The 17,833-nt window shown below is 42.3% G+C and carries 13 protein-coding genes and 1 pseudogene; 5 read left to right on the top strand and 9 right to left on the bottom strand.

Going from position 1 to position 17,833, the window contains the following annotated elements; all coding sequences use genetic code 11:
- Genes AAG747_RS27330 through AAG747_RS27315 form a run of 4 tightly spaced genes read right to left on the bottom strand, consistent with a single transcriptional unit; the run spans position 1 to position 11,371 of the window.
- Positions 1-414, bottom strand: a complete 414-nt coding sequence (locus AAG747_RS27330) for a hypothetical protein (protein ID WP_346824440.1) — start codon at positions 412-414, stop codon at positions 1-3.
- Positions 415-417: 3 nt separating this feature from the next.
- Positions 418-2,766, bottom strand: a complete 2,349-nt coding sequence (locus tag AAG747_RS27325) for a penicillin acylase family protein (RefSeq protein WP_346824439.1) — start codon at positions 2,764-2,766, stop codon at positions 418-420.
- A gap of 6 nt (positions 2,767-2,772) precedes the next feature.
- A complete protein-coding gene (locus AAG747_RS27320; protein ID WP_346824438.1) occupies positions 2,773-9,033 on the bottom strand; it encodes an amino acid adenylation domain-containing protein in 6,261 nt (2,086 codons plus the stop codon).
- Between the two features lie 52 nt (positions 9,034-9,085).
- Positions 9,086-11,371, bottom strand: a complete 2,286-nt coding sequence (locus AAG747_RS27315; RefSeq protein ID WP_346824437.1) for a TonB-dependent receptor — start codon at positions 11,369-11,371, stop codon at positions 9,086-9,088.
- Positions 11,372-12,681: 1,310 nt separating this feature from the next.
- On the opposite strand from AAG747_RS27315, the gene AAG747_RS27310 reads away from it, so the two are divergent.
- The 3 genes from AAG747_RS27310 to AAG747_RS27300 all read left to right on the top strand — a co-directional run bounded on the left by AAG747_RS27310 (position 12,682) and on the right by AAG747_RS27300 (position 14,044).
- On the top strand, positions 12,682-13,113 hold the full coding sequence (locus AAG747_RS27310; RefSeq protein WP_346824436.1) for a helix-turn-helix domain-containing protein: 432 nt from the start codon (positions 12,682-12,684) through the stop codon (positions 13,111-13,113).
- Between the two features lie 72 nt (positions 13,114-13,185).
- Positions 13,186-13,596, top strand: coding sequence for a VOC family protein (locus AAG747_RS27305; RefSeq protein ID WP_346824435.1), 411 nt, complete (start codon positions 13,186-13,188; stop codon positions 13,594-13,596).
- A gap of 1 nt (position 13,597) precedes the next feature.
- A complete protein-coding gene (locus AAG747_RS27300) occupies positions 13,598-14,044 on the top strand; it encodes a DUF1569 domain-containing protein (protein ID WP_346824434.1) in 447 nt (148 codons plus the stop codon).
- Positions 14,045-14,124: 80 nt separating this feature from the next.
- On the opposite strand, the gene AAG747_RS27295 is transcribed toward AAG747_RS27300, so the two are convergent.
- Positions 14,125-14,505: a Fur family transcriptional regulator gene (locus AAG747_RS27295; RefSeq protein WP_346824433.1), complete on the bottom strand. Its 381-nt coding sequence runs from the start codon at positions 14,503-14,505 to the stop codon at positions 14,125-14,127.
- A 95-nt stretch (positions 14,506-14,600) separates the two neighbouring features.
- Between AAG747_RS27295 and AAG747_RS27290 the strand changes: the two genes are divergently transcribed.
- Positions 14,601-15,104: a DUF2938 domain-containing protein gene (locus tag AAG747_RS27290; protein ID WP_346824432.1), complete on the top strand. Its 504-nt coding sequence runs from the start codon at positions 14,601-14,603 to the stop codon at positions 15,102-15,104.
- A gap of 255 nt (positions 15,105-15,359) precedes the next feature.
- Positions 15,360-15,599: a metallophosphoesterase gene (locus tag AAG747_RS27285; protein WP_346824431.1), complete on the top strand. Its 240-nt coding sequence runs from the start codon at positions 15,360-15,362 to the stop codon at positions 15,597-15,599.
- Between the two features lie 117 nt (positions 15,600-15,716).
- Here the strand turns inward: AAG747_RS27285 and AAG747_RS27280 are convergent, their stop codons facing one another.
- The 4 genes and pseudogenes from AAG747_RS27280 to AAG747_RS27265 form a co-directional block, all read right to left on the bottom strand.
- Positions 15,717-16,250: a dihydrofolate reductase family protein gene (locus AAG747_RS27280; protein WP_346824430.1), complete on the bottom strand. Its 534-nt coding sequence runs from the start codon at positions 16,248-16,250 to the stop codon at positions 15,717-15,719.
- Entirely contained in the window at positions 16,247-16,648 is a 402-nt protein-coding gene (locus tag AAG747_RS27275; protein WP_346824429.1) for a DoxX family protein, read from the bottom strand. Before AAG747_RS27275 ends, AAG747_RS27280 begins: the two co-directional genes overlap by 4 nt.
- Positions 16,649-16,715: 67 nt before the next feature.
- Positions 16,716-17,507: an AraC family transcriptional regulator gene (locus AAG747_RS27270; RefSeq protein WP_346824428.1), complete on the bottom strand. Its 792-nt coding sequence runs from the start codon at positions 17,505-17,507 to the stop codon at positions 16,716-16,718.
- 184 nt (positions 17,508-17,691) lie between these two features.
- A pseudogene (locus AAG747_RS27265) lies at positions 17,692-17,833 on the bottom strand (IS630 family transposase); the annotation flags it as partial.

The following is a 17,833-nucleotide window of genomic DNA, read 5'->3' as shown; positions in this document are numbered from 1 at the left end:
TTATGCGTTCGAAGGTTTCAGGTTCAAAGCGTTGCTTGAGTTTATTTTCCGGGTCTCTTGCATTTGGGGCCGTATCCATATTTTGATAATTAAATATGGTAAGAACAGACAGAGTGTGGTGTTTATCAGATTCAATCCTCCAATCATAAGCAACCAAAGGGGGCTACTAATACTTGTATTTTGTGCGAGTAATCTCAAGTGTTCACTGTCAAAAGTCAGTTGCAGAGATAGCGCTGTGAGGATGAGTATTTCCAAAATAAGGATAGAAGGCAGTAGTGAAAGAGGATTGTTTTGCCACCAAAACGGCAAACTTAATCCCGCCAGGCATAGCATAGTGATTTGAAAAATGCCGCTCAAAAACAAATGGCTGCTTACAATGATCAGGGTAAGAATAAGGTATTGAATCCACTTCATGGTTTACTTTTTTTTGAAATGAAGAATGCAAGAAATTTGACGGAGCTCACCCGGATGCTCCGGTGTTTGGGTGCGGTGGGGTTGATGTTCTATCCAATTGGGTAGCTGTTGGAGATACGTTTTGGAATTTACCCGGCCACTTTGTCCTCCGGCGGTCACCATCCAGGATTGTACACCTGAACTATCCAAGGCTATAATGGTACGAATTACCGGAAAGGCTCCGTAGTTGACATTAATGGTGTTTTCACTACCGCCTACTTCAGTCACCGGGATACTGAAGCCCGGTAGCATGGTCATCTGTGGAATCTCAAAAGCAAATGGGTTGGCAGCTCCGCTTGTTTGCTTTTCGTTTTGTTTGAGTATTGTTTCAGCCCGTTTAGCTATCTCATTGATTAGTTCTTGAGAAATCAAACGCTGTTCACCAATGATGATTTCATCCCGGGTTTTTAAAAAATGAAGAAATTGATCCGGCGTAGGAGGGGCCTTTACATGAAGTTTGGAAGCAATATCATTCCGGCTTTGATCAATACTTTTCCTAAGAGCTTGGTATCTTGTATTCATCTCAGAGCCGGGGGTAAGTTCCCCATTCCATCGGATAAAAGCGTTCCAACCGTTCGATTTTTGTTTTTCAGGCAGGTATTTCATCAGCAATTGTTGAATATCCTCCACCATAAGATCTTTTACATCCGATTGTAAACGGATCATATCTTCTATGTCAAAGTGTTTACCTGCTGCCAACAGGTTATCAATTCTTCTGGGGCGGTACAGGTCATCAAACCAATGGGAAGCAAAATAATGAGGGCCTCGCATAGGTTCTTGGTTGGCTGAGAATACATAATGCCGGGAAGGGTTGTATACCTGAGGAAGTGAGTCAAAAGACAGGTACTTTCCAATGGGCTTACGAGTGCCATCCAAAAGGCCTCCGGCATATCCTTGCGGTTTTAGAGGCATCTTTCCGGCACTGACCATACCGATATTGCCCTTTCTGTCGGCATAGGCAAAATTTTGGGCAGGATGGTCATATTGACGCAAGGCTCCGGTAAAACCATTCCAGTTGGTGGCTTTCATAATATTCCAAAAAGCTTGCACGGCTTTACTCCCTTGTTGAGGATGCCAATAGATGGCATACGTCAAGTTCTCTTCTCTTATGACTTTCCCCAATTCGGAAAATTCGGCTGTGAACTCATAAGGCGACTGCCCCTTACTGTTCAGTGTGAATTTCTTGCTTTCCGTTGTTAGCCAATGTCCCTCATAAAAGTATTTTTGAGGGGCTTTTTCATCTGTTTTCAACACATACATTTCGGTGACATCCCAGCCTCCATTGGTAATCCCCCAGGCGATTTCCGTATTATGTCCACTCACAATAACAGGACTCCCCGGGATGGTATAACCGTAACTTTTTAACTCTGGAGTATGAAGTTGTACTTCATAAAATACTTGAGGAGCCGTGAGAGCAAGGTGCGGGTCGTTACAGAGCAGGGTCTTGCCACTCATCGTTTTGGGTGGTGCAATTGCCCAATTGTTACTACCCAGACTTTTTTGAGCCGGACGTGTGGTATACCGGTGGGGTTGATCCGTTCCAAAAATGCTGACGATGTTCTTCTCCGTTTCAGACTCCTTGGCAAAAATTTCATTTTGTGGAGGAATGATAAAACGTTGGTCTTTGGGGTAGGTAGGGTAAAGGTACTGTCGAATGTGTTTTGGGACTTTTTCAAGAATTTCTTGCCGGTCAAGATAATCCGTATAATATGAGAGTTGGGCACTCAGGTACCATTGAATCAAAAACGTATAGGAAGGCTTCCAGGGTTGGGGTTCATACCCCCAAATAAGATATAATGGATCGCGATATGCCGTACGTTCTGTACTGAGGTAGGCATTGACTCCTTGAGCATAAGCACTGAGGTAACTATGTAATTCGGGGGCATTTTGAGCCAGTTCTTCATACGTTTTTCGAGCTTTTTCTTCAAAGAGAAAAGGCCTCCACTCCGTATCGGAACCCAGGCCCGGATCTCCGATTATTTCTGCTAACCGCCCCATAGCGGTGTGAGCAATTAATTCCATCTGGAAATAACGTTCCCGGGCATGCATATATCCCAGTGAATACCCTAAGGAATGGTTATCCTCTGCAAAAATATGAGGGATTCCCAGACTGTCGATGTAGACGGAAGCCTTAGCCGGGGTATCGTTGAAATCTTTTATACCTTCAGTGGTTAAGGGTTTCAACGAGAGTAAGCCGTTATGGTAACTGGCAATATTGACAAGGGCATTCAAACCACTGTGGGATGCAGTGATGCAATATAACCAGCCGGCTAAAATGGAAATTAGCACAATGGATTTGGCAATTCGTTTCATAAGTTTTCAGAGTATTATTTCGTCTGTCATCGGATGATCAGGTGCTTGTTCTTCCGGCTGTTGCAACCAGAGTAGTTCGTCAAGCATTTCTGCCTGTTCCCGGAGAATCGTTGTGCGAAAAAGCTCTTTGATCTCCAGGTTTAGCCCAAAATTCTTTTTAATTTCTGCCCGCAAGCGTACCAACAATAGGCTGTTGCCTCCCAAGTCGAAGAAATGGTCGCTGGCACTGATGCTATGCGTGGGTAATAGTTTTTCCCAAATATGCATGAGTTTGTGTTCTGTCTCTGTACTCGCTTGCTGAACTTCCTTTGGTGCCGGATTGTCATTTAGCCACTCAATCAATCTTGCTTTGTTTACTTTTCCATTGGCATTCAAAGGTATTTCCTCAAGAGCGATTACTTGATTCGGAACCATATAGTCTGGCAGAGTGTCCTGTAGTTGTTTTTTGACTTTTACTGATAGGTCCTCCTTCTCACTGAGATCTGTACTGATAAAGCTCAATAGGAGAGGAGCATGATACACCACCACGGCTTGTTCCACGCCTTTTAATTTTTCAATCTGCCTGCAAATTTCTTCCGGCTCTATGCGCATGCCTCTGACTTTCATTTGCTCATCAACCCTGCCCCTAAAAAGAATAGTACCATCAGGCAATTGTGAAGCCAGATCCCCGGTTTTGTACAGTTTTTCCTCTTGCTTGAAAGGGTGCGGAATAAATTGTTGTGTAGTTTGTTGGGGTTTGTTCAGATAGCCCTTTGCCAAACTTTTACCTCCTATATACAATTCTCCGTTTACTCCATAGGGTACAAGTTGCCCGGTTTTATCCAATATATAAGCTGAAGTATTGGCCAAGGGTTTACCGATGCGGTTTTGTTGCATATCTTGAACATCTTGATATACCAGTGCATCAATGGTACTTTCCGTAGGACCATAATGATTGTTCAATCGTACATCCGGTAATTTTTCTTCGATCCACGTGACCAAGGTTTGATGAAGCGATTCTCCACCGGAGCAGATAACTTCAAGATACTTTGCCAATGGCTGTAATGTGTCTGGAGTCAGGTAACGAAAAAATGATTCCAAAAAGGTGGGGGTTCCTTGCAAAAGATTGACTTTGCCATTCGCCAGTGCTAATACCAAGTCATCATATTGTAGCAGCATCTCAGTATCGGGAATCAGTAAGGTGCCTCCTGTGTAAGCCGGAAGAAACAGTTCTAACAAACTTACATCAAAACAGTAGTTGGTCAGAAGGCAGGTATTGCAAGGTTTTTGGAGTTTGAGCAAGTCTAATTCTACTTGCAGCTTATCACTTAGCGCTGCATGGCTAATCGATACACCTTTTGGTTTTCCGCTAGTACCACTTGTATATAGAATATAAGCAGTTGCTTCCGGAGTAGTGCCGGGGCCAAACGCCTTTTGCTTATAGTTAAGCATGGTAGGAAGATGCTCATCCGTTATGACTCGTTTGCAAGTAGCATCCTCCGCAATAGTTTGTTGGCGTAACTCAGGGTACTTGGGATTTATGGGAACATAGATCGCTCCTGCCATCCATAACCCGTAGATCAGCGCCGGCAAATGATGACTTGCCGTGATACGAATACCTACCGTGTCTCCCGGTTGTATGCCAATAGATTGCAGATAAGTACAAGCTTGCGCTGCACGATTGTGAAGTTCTTGATAGTTTAAACGGTATTGCCCGTATTCGACAGCGGTTTGCTGAGGGGAATTCCGGGCCGTTTCCAACATAAAGTCAAGGGCCGTTTTTTGTGAGTCAGTTGCTAATTCACAATACCCTCCCGTAGACATTGACTGATATTCTTGAGAGAGGAAGAAGTTTATCTGACGGATCGGTTCTTCCGGTTTGTGTGTCAGGGCATCCGTGATTTGCACAAAGTGATGCATCAGTTGTTCTACAAACCACTCTTCAAAAATGTCCGTGGAGTATTCCACACTAAGGCTCATTCCGTTGTGTTCCTGAAGAAAAGAAAATACCAAATCAAATTGGCTGGTTTCCTTAGGCAATTGTGTATAAGGAGTGATTTTTAGCTCTTTGGTGTGGTTTGTCCAACTTTCTGGGGCCATTTCGGCTTGGTTGTGCAGAACGATCATTACATCAAATAACGGAGAACGGCTGGGATCTACCTTGTAGTCCAATGCTGTTACCAACTGTTCCAAGGGGTAGTGGCCGTTTTGAAAGGAAGCTAATAACTCTGATTTCTGAGTCTGTAACAGTTGGCGAAAGTTGGTGTTTTCAGGGATATCCGTCCTTATAGGTAAGATGTTGAGGAAAAGTCCTACCAACCCTTGTAGCTCAGTCTGGTCCCGGTTTGCTACGGGTGTGCCTATGACGGTACTTTCTTGGCCGGTGTATCTGAACAGCAGGGCATTGAGACAGGCAAAGAGACCCATAAATAAGGTAGCACCTTCTTCCTGGCAAATAGTTTTTAACTGAGTGACGGAAGCATTAGGCAGAAAGTGTTTAAGTTCTTTTCCTTGATACCCTTTCACAGAGGGCCGGGGTTTTTGTAAAGGTAATTCCAATACGGGGATCTTATCGGCAAACCTGTTTTTCCAAAACTCTCCGGCTTTTTTGAGCGTATGTGTTGCGTTTCCTTCCTGCCAGACAACATAGTCCTTGAATTGCACCGGTAGGACGGGAAGTGGAATATTCTCCTTTTGTACCAGAGACAAATAAATTTGTGTAAACTCTCTGAGAAGGACTTCAAGTGACCAACCGTCACTAATGATATGGTGCATCACATATACTAACAAATGCTCTTGAGGGGACTTGCGGAGGAGCCACACCCGTAACAAAGGTCCGTTTTCTAAATCAAAGGGTTGGGAAAGGAGTTGTTTGATGAAAAGCGTTAGTGCTTCTTCCTGATTTACTGCCTTGGTAAAATCTTCTGTAAAGAAAACTTTTGAAATGAATGTCTGTGCATTTTTGACCAACTGCCGGGGAGTACCCTCTTCTTGTTCTATAAATACGGTGCGAAGGGATTCATGACGAACAAGGAGTTGCTCGACTGCCCGGCTCATTTGAGATTCCTGTAACTTCCCTTGCAGCCTGAGTGCCCCGGAGATATGATAAGCTTCCGAAGCTTCTCCAAGCTGGCTCAACACCCATAAACGGTGTTGAGGACTACTAAGAGGGTAGTCAACGTTATCCGGTGCCGTGGGAATATTGACCGCACTCCCTTTTGCCGCATGGTCAATAAATAATGCTTGTTCCCGGATGGTGGGATGCTCAAAAAGGTCTTTAAATTCTATGTTGACTTCGAATTGATTTCTCAGTTTACTCAACAACTGAAGAGCTGTCAGGCTATGTCCCCCCAGATCAAAGAAGGAAATATTCGTATCCGTAAAGGGTTTTTGAAGAACTTCTTCCCACAAAAGTGCTATTCTTTTTTCTCCCGGGGTGAAAGGTGTTTGGGTATGAGGAGCTGGTTTACGTTGAATACCTTTTGGAATGCAAAGTGCCTTGCGGTTTACTTTTCCGTTAGGAAGTGTAGGAAACTCTGTTACTTCCACATATTCTTTAGGAATCATGTACTCAGGTAATGTATCTGCCAGCACTTCTTTCCAGGCTTTGGGGTGGGAAGGTGCATTTTCTTTATTCAAATACCAACAAGTGAGCACCGGATAGCCTGCCTGCTCTCTGACATCGACTACTACATCCTCTACCAAACCGGTACTCATTATGGCCAATTCTACTTCTTTGGCCTCAATCCGGTAACCCCTCAGGCTGATTTGTGCATCAATGCGTCCAAGAAACTCAACGGTTCCATCGCTATGCATAAGAGCCCTGTCTCCTGTGCGGTAGAGCCTTTGTCCGGGTTTCCAGGGGTGCTCTATCAATTTTTCTTGAGCACTATCCGGTTGGTTGAGATAGTTGAGAGCCAAGCCTTTTCCTCCGATATACAGCTCACCGGGAGTATTGAAAGGCAAGGCTTGTTTCTGTTTGTCGAGGATAAGTAATTCCCGGTTGGTAATTGCTTTGCCAATAGGAATGGACGTTTGTCCAGGGCTTACTTGTTGAAAGCTGGCACATACCGTACTTTCCGTAGGGCCATATGTGTTGTAGATCTTTAGCGAAGAGGGGTAATGATTTATGTATTCGGGTTTTAATACATCCCCACCACTGATCAAAACACGCAAACTTACCCCCATATCCTTTCCATTGAGATAATTAACCGTCTGAGGGTTGGTGCTTAACAAGGTAATACCGGCCGTTTTTAACATGTCGTTGAGTGCATCCAGATTATGACGGTCGGGTAGTATATGGAGTTCACCGCCATGAAAGAGAATCGGGTAAATTTCTTCCACCGAAGTATCAAAACTTATGGCCGCTTGTTGAACTACCTTATCTTGCTCTGTTAAATGGAAATACTCTCCGAAGGTCCAAGTATAATCCAATAAAGATGCATAGGAGATCAGTACCCCTTTGGGTTTACCGGTGGTACCGGAGGTATAGATGACATAGGCCGGATGGTCTGTACGGATATTTGGTATAGTAAAATGACTAGCGGAGGTTTCGGGTTGTTGAATGCTCATTGAAGGAAGGTTTGCCGCTTGTTCCCATCTGCAATTGCCTGAATGCAGTAAAAGTTGGCAAGCGCTGTCTTCCCACATATAGGCAAGCCGCTTGGCAGGGTACTCAGGATCCAGAGGTACGTACGGATATCCGGCAAAGAGACAAGCCCACATACCGATGACAATATCCTCGTTTCTGGAAGGCATGATTCCAACCCTGTCACCGGGTTGCAAGCCTTTTTGCTGTAAAGCCCCGGCTAATTGCAAGGCTTTTTGATGAAGAGTTTTATAAGCAATGACTCGTTGAGGGGTGACTACTGCCACATGATCACCAAATTGCCGTAATACTTGTTGCCAATGTTGGAAGAACGTGCCAGCGGTCCGTACCCGGGATTGTCCGGTCCCTTTCGCCAAAATCGCTTGTACTTCTTGTTCGGGCATGATGGGGAAAGATCCGATACTTTGAGAGCAATTAGCCGAAAGGTGGGTCAATACGTAGTAAAGATGTTTTTTAATAGCTTGTAAATGTTGTTGGCTCAAATAGCGGGTATTATAGACCAGCCGGATATCGAACCCATTGCCATGGTATTCTCTCATATAGATGGATAGCGGGTCTTCTTCGGAGAGGTTTGACATGGCGCAAGCTGTAGTTTCCAAACCCGCCATTTCGGAAGTAAACTCAAAATTCTCATAGCTGAAGCGAATATCGTACAGCCGTTTTCTGCCTTGTGCTGCTTGAAGGTCTTTGATCAGGTTACCATACTGGTACCGCTGATGCCTGAGCACTTCCCGCATTTTGCCTTTCACCTTTTGTAGGAAATGATCAAATCGCATCTCCGGTGCTAAGGGAAACTTGACGGCTAGCAAATTCATGAATACCCCGAAAACCTTGCGGTACACTTTGCGGGAACGGTTCAATACAGGCATTCCGATGGTGAGATCCTCATGCCCTGAACATCTCCCAAAATAGAGTAACAAGACAGATAATACCAATTGGTACAAGGATACCTTGTGGTGATGAGCGATATTTTGCAGGTGTTTAACTTGCTCTTCGTTGAGGTATACTACCTCGGATTGGGCCTTATGCGTTTTTTTGGATTCAGATTGAGGCGTAAAAAGAGATTGAGACGCTTGGTTAAACTCTTTCATCCAGTATGCCCGGTCATCTTGACTGCTTGGTGAGGCATAGTAAAGTTTATCCTCTTCGGCATAGTGGCTATAGTACAAATGTTCCTCTTGTAGTTTTTTGCCCGAGCTTAGACTACTGTAATTTTCGGCAACCCCGTTTAGTAAAAGCATAAAAGACCAACCGTCAGCAATCAGGTGATGTACACAGGCAAACCAATAGTGAAGGTCTTTTCTCAGCTTGAGTAAGCAAAACCGGAATAAGGGCTTTTCATTAAGATCGAAGGGTTGGGAAAATGCCTCCTTCATGAAGCATTCCGCGTCTGTTTCAGGATGTTTCGAGGGCGTAAAATCGAGCTCCTCAAGTACAAAGCCCTGGCTGATTTGCCCTCTGACCATAGCGGTATGCCCTTTCAAAGAGGGATTGTTAAAAATTGTGGAGAAGCCTTCCTGATGTTCGATGTAGTGATGTAATGCTTTTTTAAAAAGCGGAATATTCAAAGAACCTTTTAGAATGGCGTACCCACCGATGTTGTATTTAGCAGAGGAGGGCGAAACCATCTGGTCCATCAGAATAAGATTCTGTGAAATCGTCGGGTGATAGGTCTGCATAACTAAGAGAAGTGTACGGTATTCTGTATATTTCAGAAGAACGTTATTCTATTTAATTTTTTGAAAACGAATAGGTAAAGGATAATCTGAAAATGGGATTTTGAGGAATATACTCTTCTTTGATTTGGTAGAGTCCGGAATAGCGGGTACTTCTTTCCCCACTATACACAAACCGTCTGACACTGAATGAAAGGTTGGCATGTTTGTTAAACAATGATTTTTCGACCGTAGCACCCAGTTGATAGCTGGAGCGTAGCTCTCGAAGTGCTTCATAATGATTGCTTGTATAGCTTCCGTTCAACTGTAAATTCAAGCCATGGCCAAAGCTAACTACCTGGTTGAGCTTGAGAATGGCATATGTGTAATCATCATTCAACTCTGTAAACGTATCGTCTTTCAAGCGGTAATTGAGCACTTCTATACTTCCGTCTAAGCTATACCATTGGTTCAGCTCGGTTTCTGCCGAAAGGCTGACTCCAAAGGTAGCAGCTTGGTCGATGTTCTCGAAGGTCACTTTGGACAGGTTTTCTTCTTGAAGGAGAACCCGGTTGATTAAATCATTGATGAGTATAAAATAGACCGTACTTTTAACCCCGATCTTATCATTGAATAGCTTGTAGCCCAATTCCAAATTATTGGAATAGGCCGGTTGCAGTTCCGGGTTCCCGTACTCTGTTTCTCGGCTATTGACTTGGCGTTCAAGCGGGATAAATTGGAAAGGATCAGGCCGGGAAATTCTCCGGCTATAGTTAAACGAAAGGGATTTTTGGCCGCTGAGCTTATACTCTATGCCCAAGCTGGGGTATAAATTTTGATAGGGGTCGGCCGGCATGGTGGAAACTTCCTGAAGCACATTTTCAAAACGAAGCCCTCCTTGAAAGGTGTAGTTCCCTTTTTTGAAAGTGAATAATGTGAAAAGAGCTTGAATGCTTTCTTTGTAATCATACTTTATACCGGAATGAGTTTCTTGAAAAATTGCCGAATAGTTGTTCTCTGTGTTGACATACTCACCGGCATGTCCCAATTCCATTTTTAGGGACTTTCCCAAAGTTAAACTGTAATCAATCGTATAATCAAAGAAATAAAAGTCCGACTCGTTTTTTAGAGAGGAAGTGTAATAGGCATTGTTATGGTTCCCCTCTTTACGGCTTTCACTTTCAGAGTTTACCCGGAGTTTCCCCAGCGAATAGAGGACATCGGCACTCAGGTGACTGTTCTTACCTGAAAAAACATACCCTGCCTGGAATTTATTTTCAAGCATACCAAAATCAAGGTCTCCCTTACCCGTTTCGGACAAGGCTGCCTCCGCATCGATATTCCTGAACCGGACCGGTGTATTTTCGTCCAAATTGGAATGCTGATAACTTAAGTAGACCAAATTGCTACTGTCCATCTTAAATTCGGTGCCCAGTTGGACCATTCCAAACTTTGCCAGCTCTTCTTCCTCCGAGAACGTAGTGTAGTCTGTTTCTCCCTTTTTGAGAAAGTCACGTTGTTTGGTCGCAGGATTATCTTCATGCCGTAAACTTGCTGTAAAGAAGTGATGCCAACGCCCCTTGGTTAAGTCCAGCTTCAAGCTGGCATTGTACTTTTCATCCAAGCCGGCTCCCACGGTAGCCTTTCCACTAATGTTTACATCCTGTTGTTGTTGGGTTATAATATTGATAATGCCCCCAGCACCGTCAGGGTCGTATTTGGCCGAGGGAGTTGTGATGATTTCGACTTGAGAAATACTGGCCGATGACATGTTGCCAATCAGGTCGGCAGGAGAGAGCATACTGGGTTTTCCGTTGATCAGAACCGTGACGCCACTATTGCCCCGTATCTTGACATTACCTTTTGCATCAATATTGATTTCCGGGACCTTGACTAAGGCATCTGCGGCTGAAGAGGTGCCGGCAAGTATTTTTTCATCGAACGTAACGACTTTTTTGTCCAGCAAATAGGTGACACTTGCTTTTTCCCCCACTACTTCTACCGATTCCAGAAACTCGGAATCGGTTTCCAATGCGATGTTTTCAGTGGTTGTTGTACCTGCTTGTAACTGAACATTTTTGGTGTGCGGTTGATAGCCAATAAAGCTTACCTTTAACAGGTATTCCCCTCCTTCATTGACCGATAAGGTATAAAATCCCGAAGGATCGGTGGTCGTCAAAGTTAGCGGCAAACTGTCATTATCAAGTGCATAAAGAGCCACATGTGCAAACTCTATGGGCTCTTTGAAATAAAGAACCTTCCCTTCTAGTTTTGCGAGTGGACTTTGCGCATAAGATGCTAAGGTAAAAAATGCATAGTAAGTAAATGTCCCTAGAATAGACATCAGAAATCGGTGGAGCATACTTTTTAGGTAATTTTAAGTTGTTTATTTTATTGGTCAAAGCAATTTAAAGCGTTAGCATCTTTAAACCCTTTCTTTATTGTGTTGCTGCCTATTGTTGGCAGATTAAGAAATACTGCTGGTATGTCTTGTAATCAGTACTGTGATTTGGTAAGGTATTCTGTTAGTGTTTAGTTGTGGTTAATTATGCATTAAACGATAAATGAGTATTGCTTTCAAGTAAGTTGTAAATTGTGTTATAGTCAAAAGCGTCATTACACTATACCGATGTGCTGATGCACGATGTTATCAAATAACGGTAAAGTCTATATGACTTTTGTGAATTGCTACGCTACCTATACGGGTTCCAGCCCATCGAGCTTTATGCATCACAGGTAATTTCTGAGCACTTCTAAGGTATGAAGGTGAAAGGATGTTGGCATCCGGGCCTCTCAACCCAAGGATTCAATACACCTAAAAACCAACCTTATCTAAGGCTTTTTTGCATCATGAAATTCGTCTGTAGTTATTCAGCTCCGGCCACTTTGTTATTCTGTTAGTATCAGAATACATATTTGAACTTGGTAAGTTAGGTAATGTTGAAGGGTTTTTTACTTATAGATATTTGAAATTCAAATGACTATAACTGGCATCAGCAATTTGTTTTCCTGCCAAATGACAGCATAGGCACTTCAAGCCTTTATTTTACCCCAAGGCAAATTTTGCTTATTACCACATTGGATTTTAAGAAATAGGTGCCGATCATTCACTTTCCCTGATTGGGAAAAGTATATTCATAGGTGGTTCTTTCTGGTCGTTTTTAATTTGTTTGTACCCAATATTACATACTTACTTTTTAAAATGCAAAAAATAAAAATACCTTTTTGATGGTAATGAATAAATGCTATTTGCAATATGCTGTATTTTTTGCGGGTAAGTGATTGATTATTAGTTGTATAAACGTTTTCTTTTAGGGAGTTTTTTCTTGAAAAAACAGGCAAATATCTTTGAAAAGAGTGGCAAATCAGAACGTAGAGCCGATGCCTGAAGGCCTTCTGACGATTTGTATTATAGATATGTTTATATTTTCAATCAATATTTTTTATGCATTTTGTATTCAATCTCACTTAGGTCAAGTCTTAATTTTACCCTAAAAGGAGCACCTCCTGCGGAGCGGCCCCACAACGAATATTAAACATGTGCTATTCCGGAATAAACTATCGTAAAACTTTTAGCGCAAAATAACTTTTAAAACTCCTGAATGTCTTGTATTTTTCCTTATAATCAGTGATTTTTTTACCTAACGTAATTTTAATACTCAACAAAGAAAAATGCCCGAAGAAGAAGAATATCAAAATGTATATTTATACCGGAGAATCGTGCAGGCAAAACTTTTTATTGACAAGCACTATGCGGGCAGTATAGAGGTGGATAATATTGCAGACGAAGCCTATTTTTCAAAATTTCATTTCATCCGGCTTTTCAAAAAAATTTATGGAAAGACCCCGCACCAATATTTAACTTCCGTGCGAATTGAAAAAGCCATGGAATTGCTACAGGCCAATAAACCGGTGTCGGAAGTTTGTTATTTGGTAGGGTTTGAAAGCTTGAGTTCCTTTAGCGGACTTTTTAAACGGATCGTGGGCAAAGCTCCTTCCGCTTATTTAAGGGAACAGCAGCAACGCAAAAAACAAATTTCACAAACGCCTTTGAAATTTGTACCCGGTTGCTTTGCCTATCAAAATGGTTGGCTGGAAGAATAGCAATTTTGGAGAAGTGATTTTTTTCCCCGTTTCAGACCTTTGCCTTATCGTTCAACCTAAAAATAGAATTTCATGATAGCAAGAATGAATCATGTCACCGTCTATGTGCTTGACCAAAACAGTGCCTATGACTTTTATACCAATAAACTTGGTTTTAAAGTAATTTCCGATGTTCCGATGGGGAAAGATGCCCGTTGGCTTACGGTAGCCCCTCCCGAGCAGCCGGATTTTGAAATCGTATTATTTCCGATTTCTGCAGGAAACATGTTTTCAGAGGAAACGGTGAAAACGATGAAGGAACTGATCAAGAAGGGAACGTTTGGTACCGGGGTATTTCAATGTCACGATATTTATGCAACGTACGAGGAGCTAAAAGCCAAGGGTGTGGAATTTATCAAAGCCCCCAAAGAAGAGTTTTACGGCACGGAAGCTTTTTTCAAAGATGACTCGGGAAACTGGTTTTCATTACAACAAAAACAATAAGATGAAAACGATATTTGACACAGCACTTCGGGAGGATTTGATTCGAAGAATTCACGCACTTGACGAAACGGACAAGGCGCAATGGGGCAAAATGAATCTTTACCAGATGATGAAGCATTGTATCCTTTGGGACGAAATGGCCTTGGCAAAGAAAACTTTCAGACGATCATTGCTGGGTCGTCTGTTTGGGAAAGTGGCTTTGAAAGATTTTATCCGGGACGACCAACCCATTAAGAAGAATGTTCCGACCAGCCGGGGTTTTATCGTCAAAGAGCCGGAAGGAGACATTGTCGGTACAAAACAAAAATGGCTGGAATTGATCGGAGAATACGAAAACTATTCTATCCCAAGTATTGTACATCCCTTTTTCGGGAAGTTGACCCCGGAACAAGTCGGGTATTTAGCGTATAAACATGCCGATCACCATCTTCGTCAATTCAATAATTAGGGAACGGGGTAAGCTCAGGAAGTAAGAGAAAAAGAGGAGATAGGGGCCCGCAACGTCATTGGTACGAGCCTTTTTTAGTTCTATAGCTTTGAACAATCCTTGCAAAGACCGGAAATTAACCCGTTGAAGCTTTGAGAAACATATCCTTCCGGCAAAGGAACGGTAATCTCATTTTCCAAACATTCCACTTTCCCACATTCTATACAGCGGAAATGAAAGTGATTGTGTTTGTGTTTTTTTTGGGAACAATCCAAGCAAAGGGCAAAGTACTGTTTTCCGTCATCTCCCACAATCCGGTGAGTAATTCCATCGTCACAAAAGCGGTTGAGAACGCGGTAGATGGTGGCCCTGTCCGTTTTGGAAGGAATTTCCGACTGGATCATATCATGGCTTAAGGCTTTTCCCGATTCTTTTAGTACGTTTAATATCTCCTGTTTTGATTGCGTGTTTCTTCTTTTCATAATTTATTATTGCGACTTGATTGCATTAATAAGAATTATTGATAGTTTTGCCTCATCATTAAGCAATATGAACAAATCTATAAATCAATCAGCATATGGAAACACTAATTAAAACAATAACTATCGGAATTGGTGCCACCCTCACCATGGATCTTTGGGCAATTATCCTGAAATTCCTCTTTAATATCAAATCGCTTGATTACCGTTTTGTAGGACGTTGGATCGGGCATTTCCCCAAAGGCAAGTTTTTTCATGAAAGTATAGCCAAGGCTGAGCCGGTGATGTATGAATTAACCATCGGTTGGATGGCTCATTACTTCATCGGAATTTCTTTTGCCTTGTTGTTGGTGGGGGTTTTTGGAGAGAGTTGGTTACAAAAGCCTACACTTGTACCGGCTTTACTCATTGGGATTCTTACCGTTGCAGCTCCCTTTTTCATTATGCAACCGGGCTTAGGGGTCGGTGTGGCCGCTTCCAATCTGCCCGATCCGAACATTGCACGGTTAAAGAGTCTGATCACACATACTATTTTTGGCTTGGGGCTGTTTTTATCAGCCATTCTGTTAAACTCAGCTTGGAAAGCAGTGAAAGGAATATAGAAGTGAATTAACCTTTTTCTTTTTGCTAAAAAATGTTTCAAAAACGCCTCCTCTGTGTTACTTTTTTCAACAATAGCTTTGGCTATTCTCTCCAAAAAGTGCCTTGATGAGCCGATTCGGTCAAAAACTATAAGTTTAAATCACTTCATAGACAAATCAATTTCTATTGTATACCTTTAAGAACGGTTTGGAAGTTTTTCCAAGCCGTTTCTTATAGATACTTCTGGATAAATGGTAAGCCAAAAGAACACTGAGATGAGACGAACAATTGTCATCGGAGACATTCACGGTTGTTATGATGAATTCAGACAACTCCTTGAACAAATCGGGGTAAGGGATGAAGATTTAATCATCTCTCTGGGGGATATTGTGGATAGAGGGAATAAATCATTGGAGCTATACCGTTATTTCAGGGAAAGAAAAAATGCCATTGTTTTAATGGGCAACCATGAACGTAGAACAACTTTATCAGTTACTAGAAAAGCTAAATTATAAAAAGCATTCAAGTTTACAAGCTTGAATGCTTTAAATGGCCAAAGTTACAAAACAGGTAAAATCATACCACCCATTCTGCAACCCTTCAATCCCCCAGTCCCTCTATCCTTCAGTCCTTCAATCCTTTTTCATACATTGGTAATGCAATTGCACCAGGCCACTTTCAAATGTTCTACTTTCCAGTAGTTGTAAGTGGGTCCATGGGCGACCGTCTTTGAAGAGGCGTATGCCTTCTCCTATGCAAACCGGAATGATGGAAATGATCAGTTCGTCAATAAGTTGTTCTTTCATCAAAGAATTGGCAACTTCCGCTCCGCCATCAATGAAAATTGTTTTTCCTTTTTCTTGCTTTAGTTTGAGAACTAACGTTTTTAAACTTCCGGAGTAAAAGCTTGTATTGCCGATAGCAGCTTTGGGGGTACGGGTAATGATGAAGGCTTGTTTATCCGTGTGCGGGAATTCAGTAGCATTTTTCATGACCCAATCGTACGTTTTGCGCCCCATAATGACTGTGTCCACAGTACTGTTAAACTTGGCATAACCATAGTCTTCTCCTTCCTTTTGTACGATGGACAAAAAACGTAAATCATCATTGGGCTGTGCAATATAACCATCCAGGCTCATGGCGATGTATAAAGTGGTTTTTCTCATGATTTTTTGAAGATGAATTGATCTATAGAATATTTACCGCTACCCGATGCGAAAACTACTATAGAGAGTAGCAGAAAGATGAAAGCCAGTTCTTTTTGGGCAAACGGATCGTTGGCATGCGCGATAAAAAAGGCAATTGCCATGGTGAAAACAATAGGAATGACTGACAAACGGGTGAAAAGTCCAAGAGCTACAAGTGCCCCGCAAACCAACTCGGCAAAGATGACCAACACGAACGAAGTTTTTGCGCCAATGCCTATTAGGTCGGGGAAATAGGGGAGCTGTTCTTGGAAAGTTACTAATTTGTTGCTTCCATGATATACAAATATTCCACCTAAAAGAAGTCTTAACAGCAATGCGGTGGTATCGGGGACAAGTTTTCTCAATACGTTTTTCATTTGCAGGGAATGATTAGTTTCCGGCTGCAAAGATTTGAAAGTGTTGAAATTTAAAATTGTATAAAATTTACCCTTGTTGAAATTGGCGTTTACGAAAGGCTTTGGGTGTTTCTCCGCAGAAATTTTTGAACATTTTGGTAAAGTGAGCCTGGTCGTAAAAGCCGAGTTCGTAGGCCAATGATGTCAGGGACTTCTCCGGGCATTGGGTGAGGTGCCCAATGGCGGTATGGACCCTTTTCAAATGTAAGTATTGCAAAGGGCTTAAACCGATGGTTTTGTTAAAGATTTGAATAAACGATTTTGGGCTGAGATTCAATTCCCGGGAGAGCTTTTGGATACTTCCTCTTTGCAGATGGCTACCTTCAATGGCATCAATGGACCGGATGACTTCCGTTCTGAGGGCTTGTTGAGGAAAATTTTTCACCAGAAATTCTTCTAACAAATGCAAGAATTGACCGGGGGAGGAATTATCGTATTGTTCCTTTACAAAGGTTTCCAACGAACTGTTTAACAGTAAACGACTGTCCAAAACATTGTTGGAGAGTTCACTGGGATGGATGCCAAAAAGTTGATACAAGCCCCAAGGTTTGAATAGAATCCCGATGGATAAATGTTTGCCTTTGACGGAGGTTTTCACAGGGCGTGTATGTAAGCCCATCAACCATGAGTGATAGTTTCCGGTGTTGTAAGTTTCATGGAAGTCGCAAACTTCAAACCCCTCTCCCAAATTGAAAACCAATTCCTGATGAAAAACAGGCAAGGCAGTACGCTTCATTTCAAAGCTTTTTGCCTGATTGAAATACAGATAATCTACTGCATGCCGCAAAGTGGATTGAGGGATATGGAAATGAAAACGCATGTTGGGGGATAAGGTGTTTCGACTTTTTTGAACTGGAGATGGTATATTTTCTGATCATCTATAGGTAACTTTCCTAGCAAAGTTACGGAGCTTTTCTATGAGTAATAAGCCAGATAAGTATCCAAAGAATTAAATAATGCTACGGTAAATCATTCATGAGAATACCTGTTCCACTAGTGTTATGTTAATCATTAAATGACGGATAAAGTCTTTTTAGTTTCACTCTAGATTCCTTGGTGGTAAACTGCCAGTTTATCCGACTTTCTTTGTTGTTGCGGTCATTTTGCCAAGCATTCACCTCTCTGGCGACAGTCTCTTGGTCTCCC

Source organism: Rapidithrix thailandica (assembly GCF_039710355.1).
Classification (GTDB): Bacteria; Bacteroidota; Bacteroidia; order Cytophagales; family Flammeovirgaceae; genus Rapidithrix; species Rapidithrix thailandica.
The sequence above is the reverse complement of the archived record's forward strand: the minus strand, read 5'-3'. Positions and strand labels throughout refer to the sequence as shown.

Coding starts and splice junctions, on each gene's coding strand:
- AAG747_RS27305 (WP_346824435.1), top strand. CDS start 13,186: ATGATAGCAAGAATGAATCATGTCACCGTCTATGTGCTTGACCAAAAC.
- AAG747_RS27285 (WP_346824431.1), top strand. CDS start 15,360: ATGAGACGAACAATTGTCATCGGAGACATTCACGGTTGTTATGATGAA.
- AAG747_RS27295 (WP_346824433.1), bottom strand. CDS start 14,505: ATGAAAAGAAGAAACACGCAATCAAAACAGGAGATATTAAACGTACTA.
- AAG747_RS27270 (WP_346824428.1), bottom strand. CDS start 17,507: ATGCGTTTTCATTTCCATATCCCTCAATCCACTTTGCGGCATGCAGTA.
- AAG747_RS27315 (WP_346824437.1), bottom strand. CDS start 11,371: ATGCTCCACCGATTTCTGATGTCTATTCTAGGGACATTTACTTACTAT.
- AAG747_RS27320 (WP_346824438.1), bottom strand. CDS start 9,033: ATGCAGACCTATCACCCGACGATTTCACAGAATCTTATTCTGATGGAC.
- AAG747_RS27325 (WP_346824439.1), bottom strand. CDS start 2,766: ATGAAACGAATTGCCAAATCCATTGTGCTAATTTCCATTTTAGCCGGC.
- AAG747_RS27275 (WP_346824429.1), bottom strand. CDS start 16,648: ATGAAAAACGTATTGAGAAAACTTGTCCCCGATACCACCGCATTGCTG.
- AAG747_RS27280 (WP_346824430.1), bottom strand. CDS start 16,250: ATGAGAAAAACCACTTTATACATCGCCATGAGCCTGGATGGTTATATT.
- AAG747_RS27310 (WP_346824436.1), top strand. CDS start 12,682: ATGCCCGAAGAAGAAGAATATCAAAATGTATATTTATACCGGAGAATC.
- AAG747_RS27300 (WP_346824434.1), top strand. CDS start 13,598: ATGAAAACGATATTTGACACAGCACTTCGGGAGGATTTGATTCGAAGA.
- AAG747_RS27330 (WP_346824440.1), bottom strand. CDS start 414: ATGAAGTGGATTCAATACCTTATTCTTACCCTGATCATTGTAAGCAGC.
- AAG747_RS27290 (WP_346824432.1), top strand. CDS start 14,601: ATGGAAACACTAATTAAAACAATAACTATCGGAATTGGTGCCACCCTC.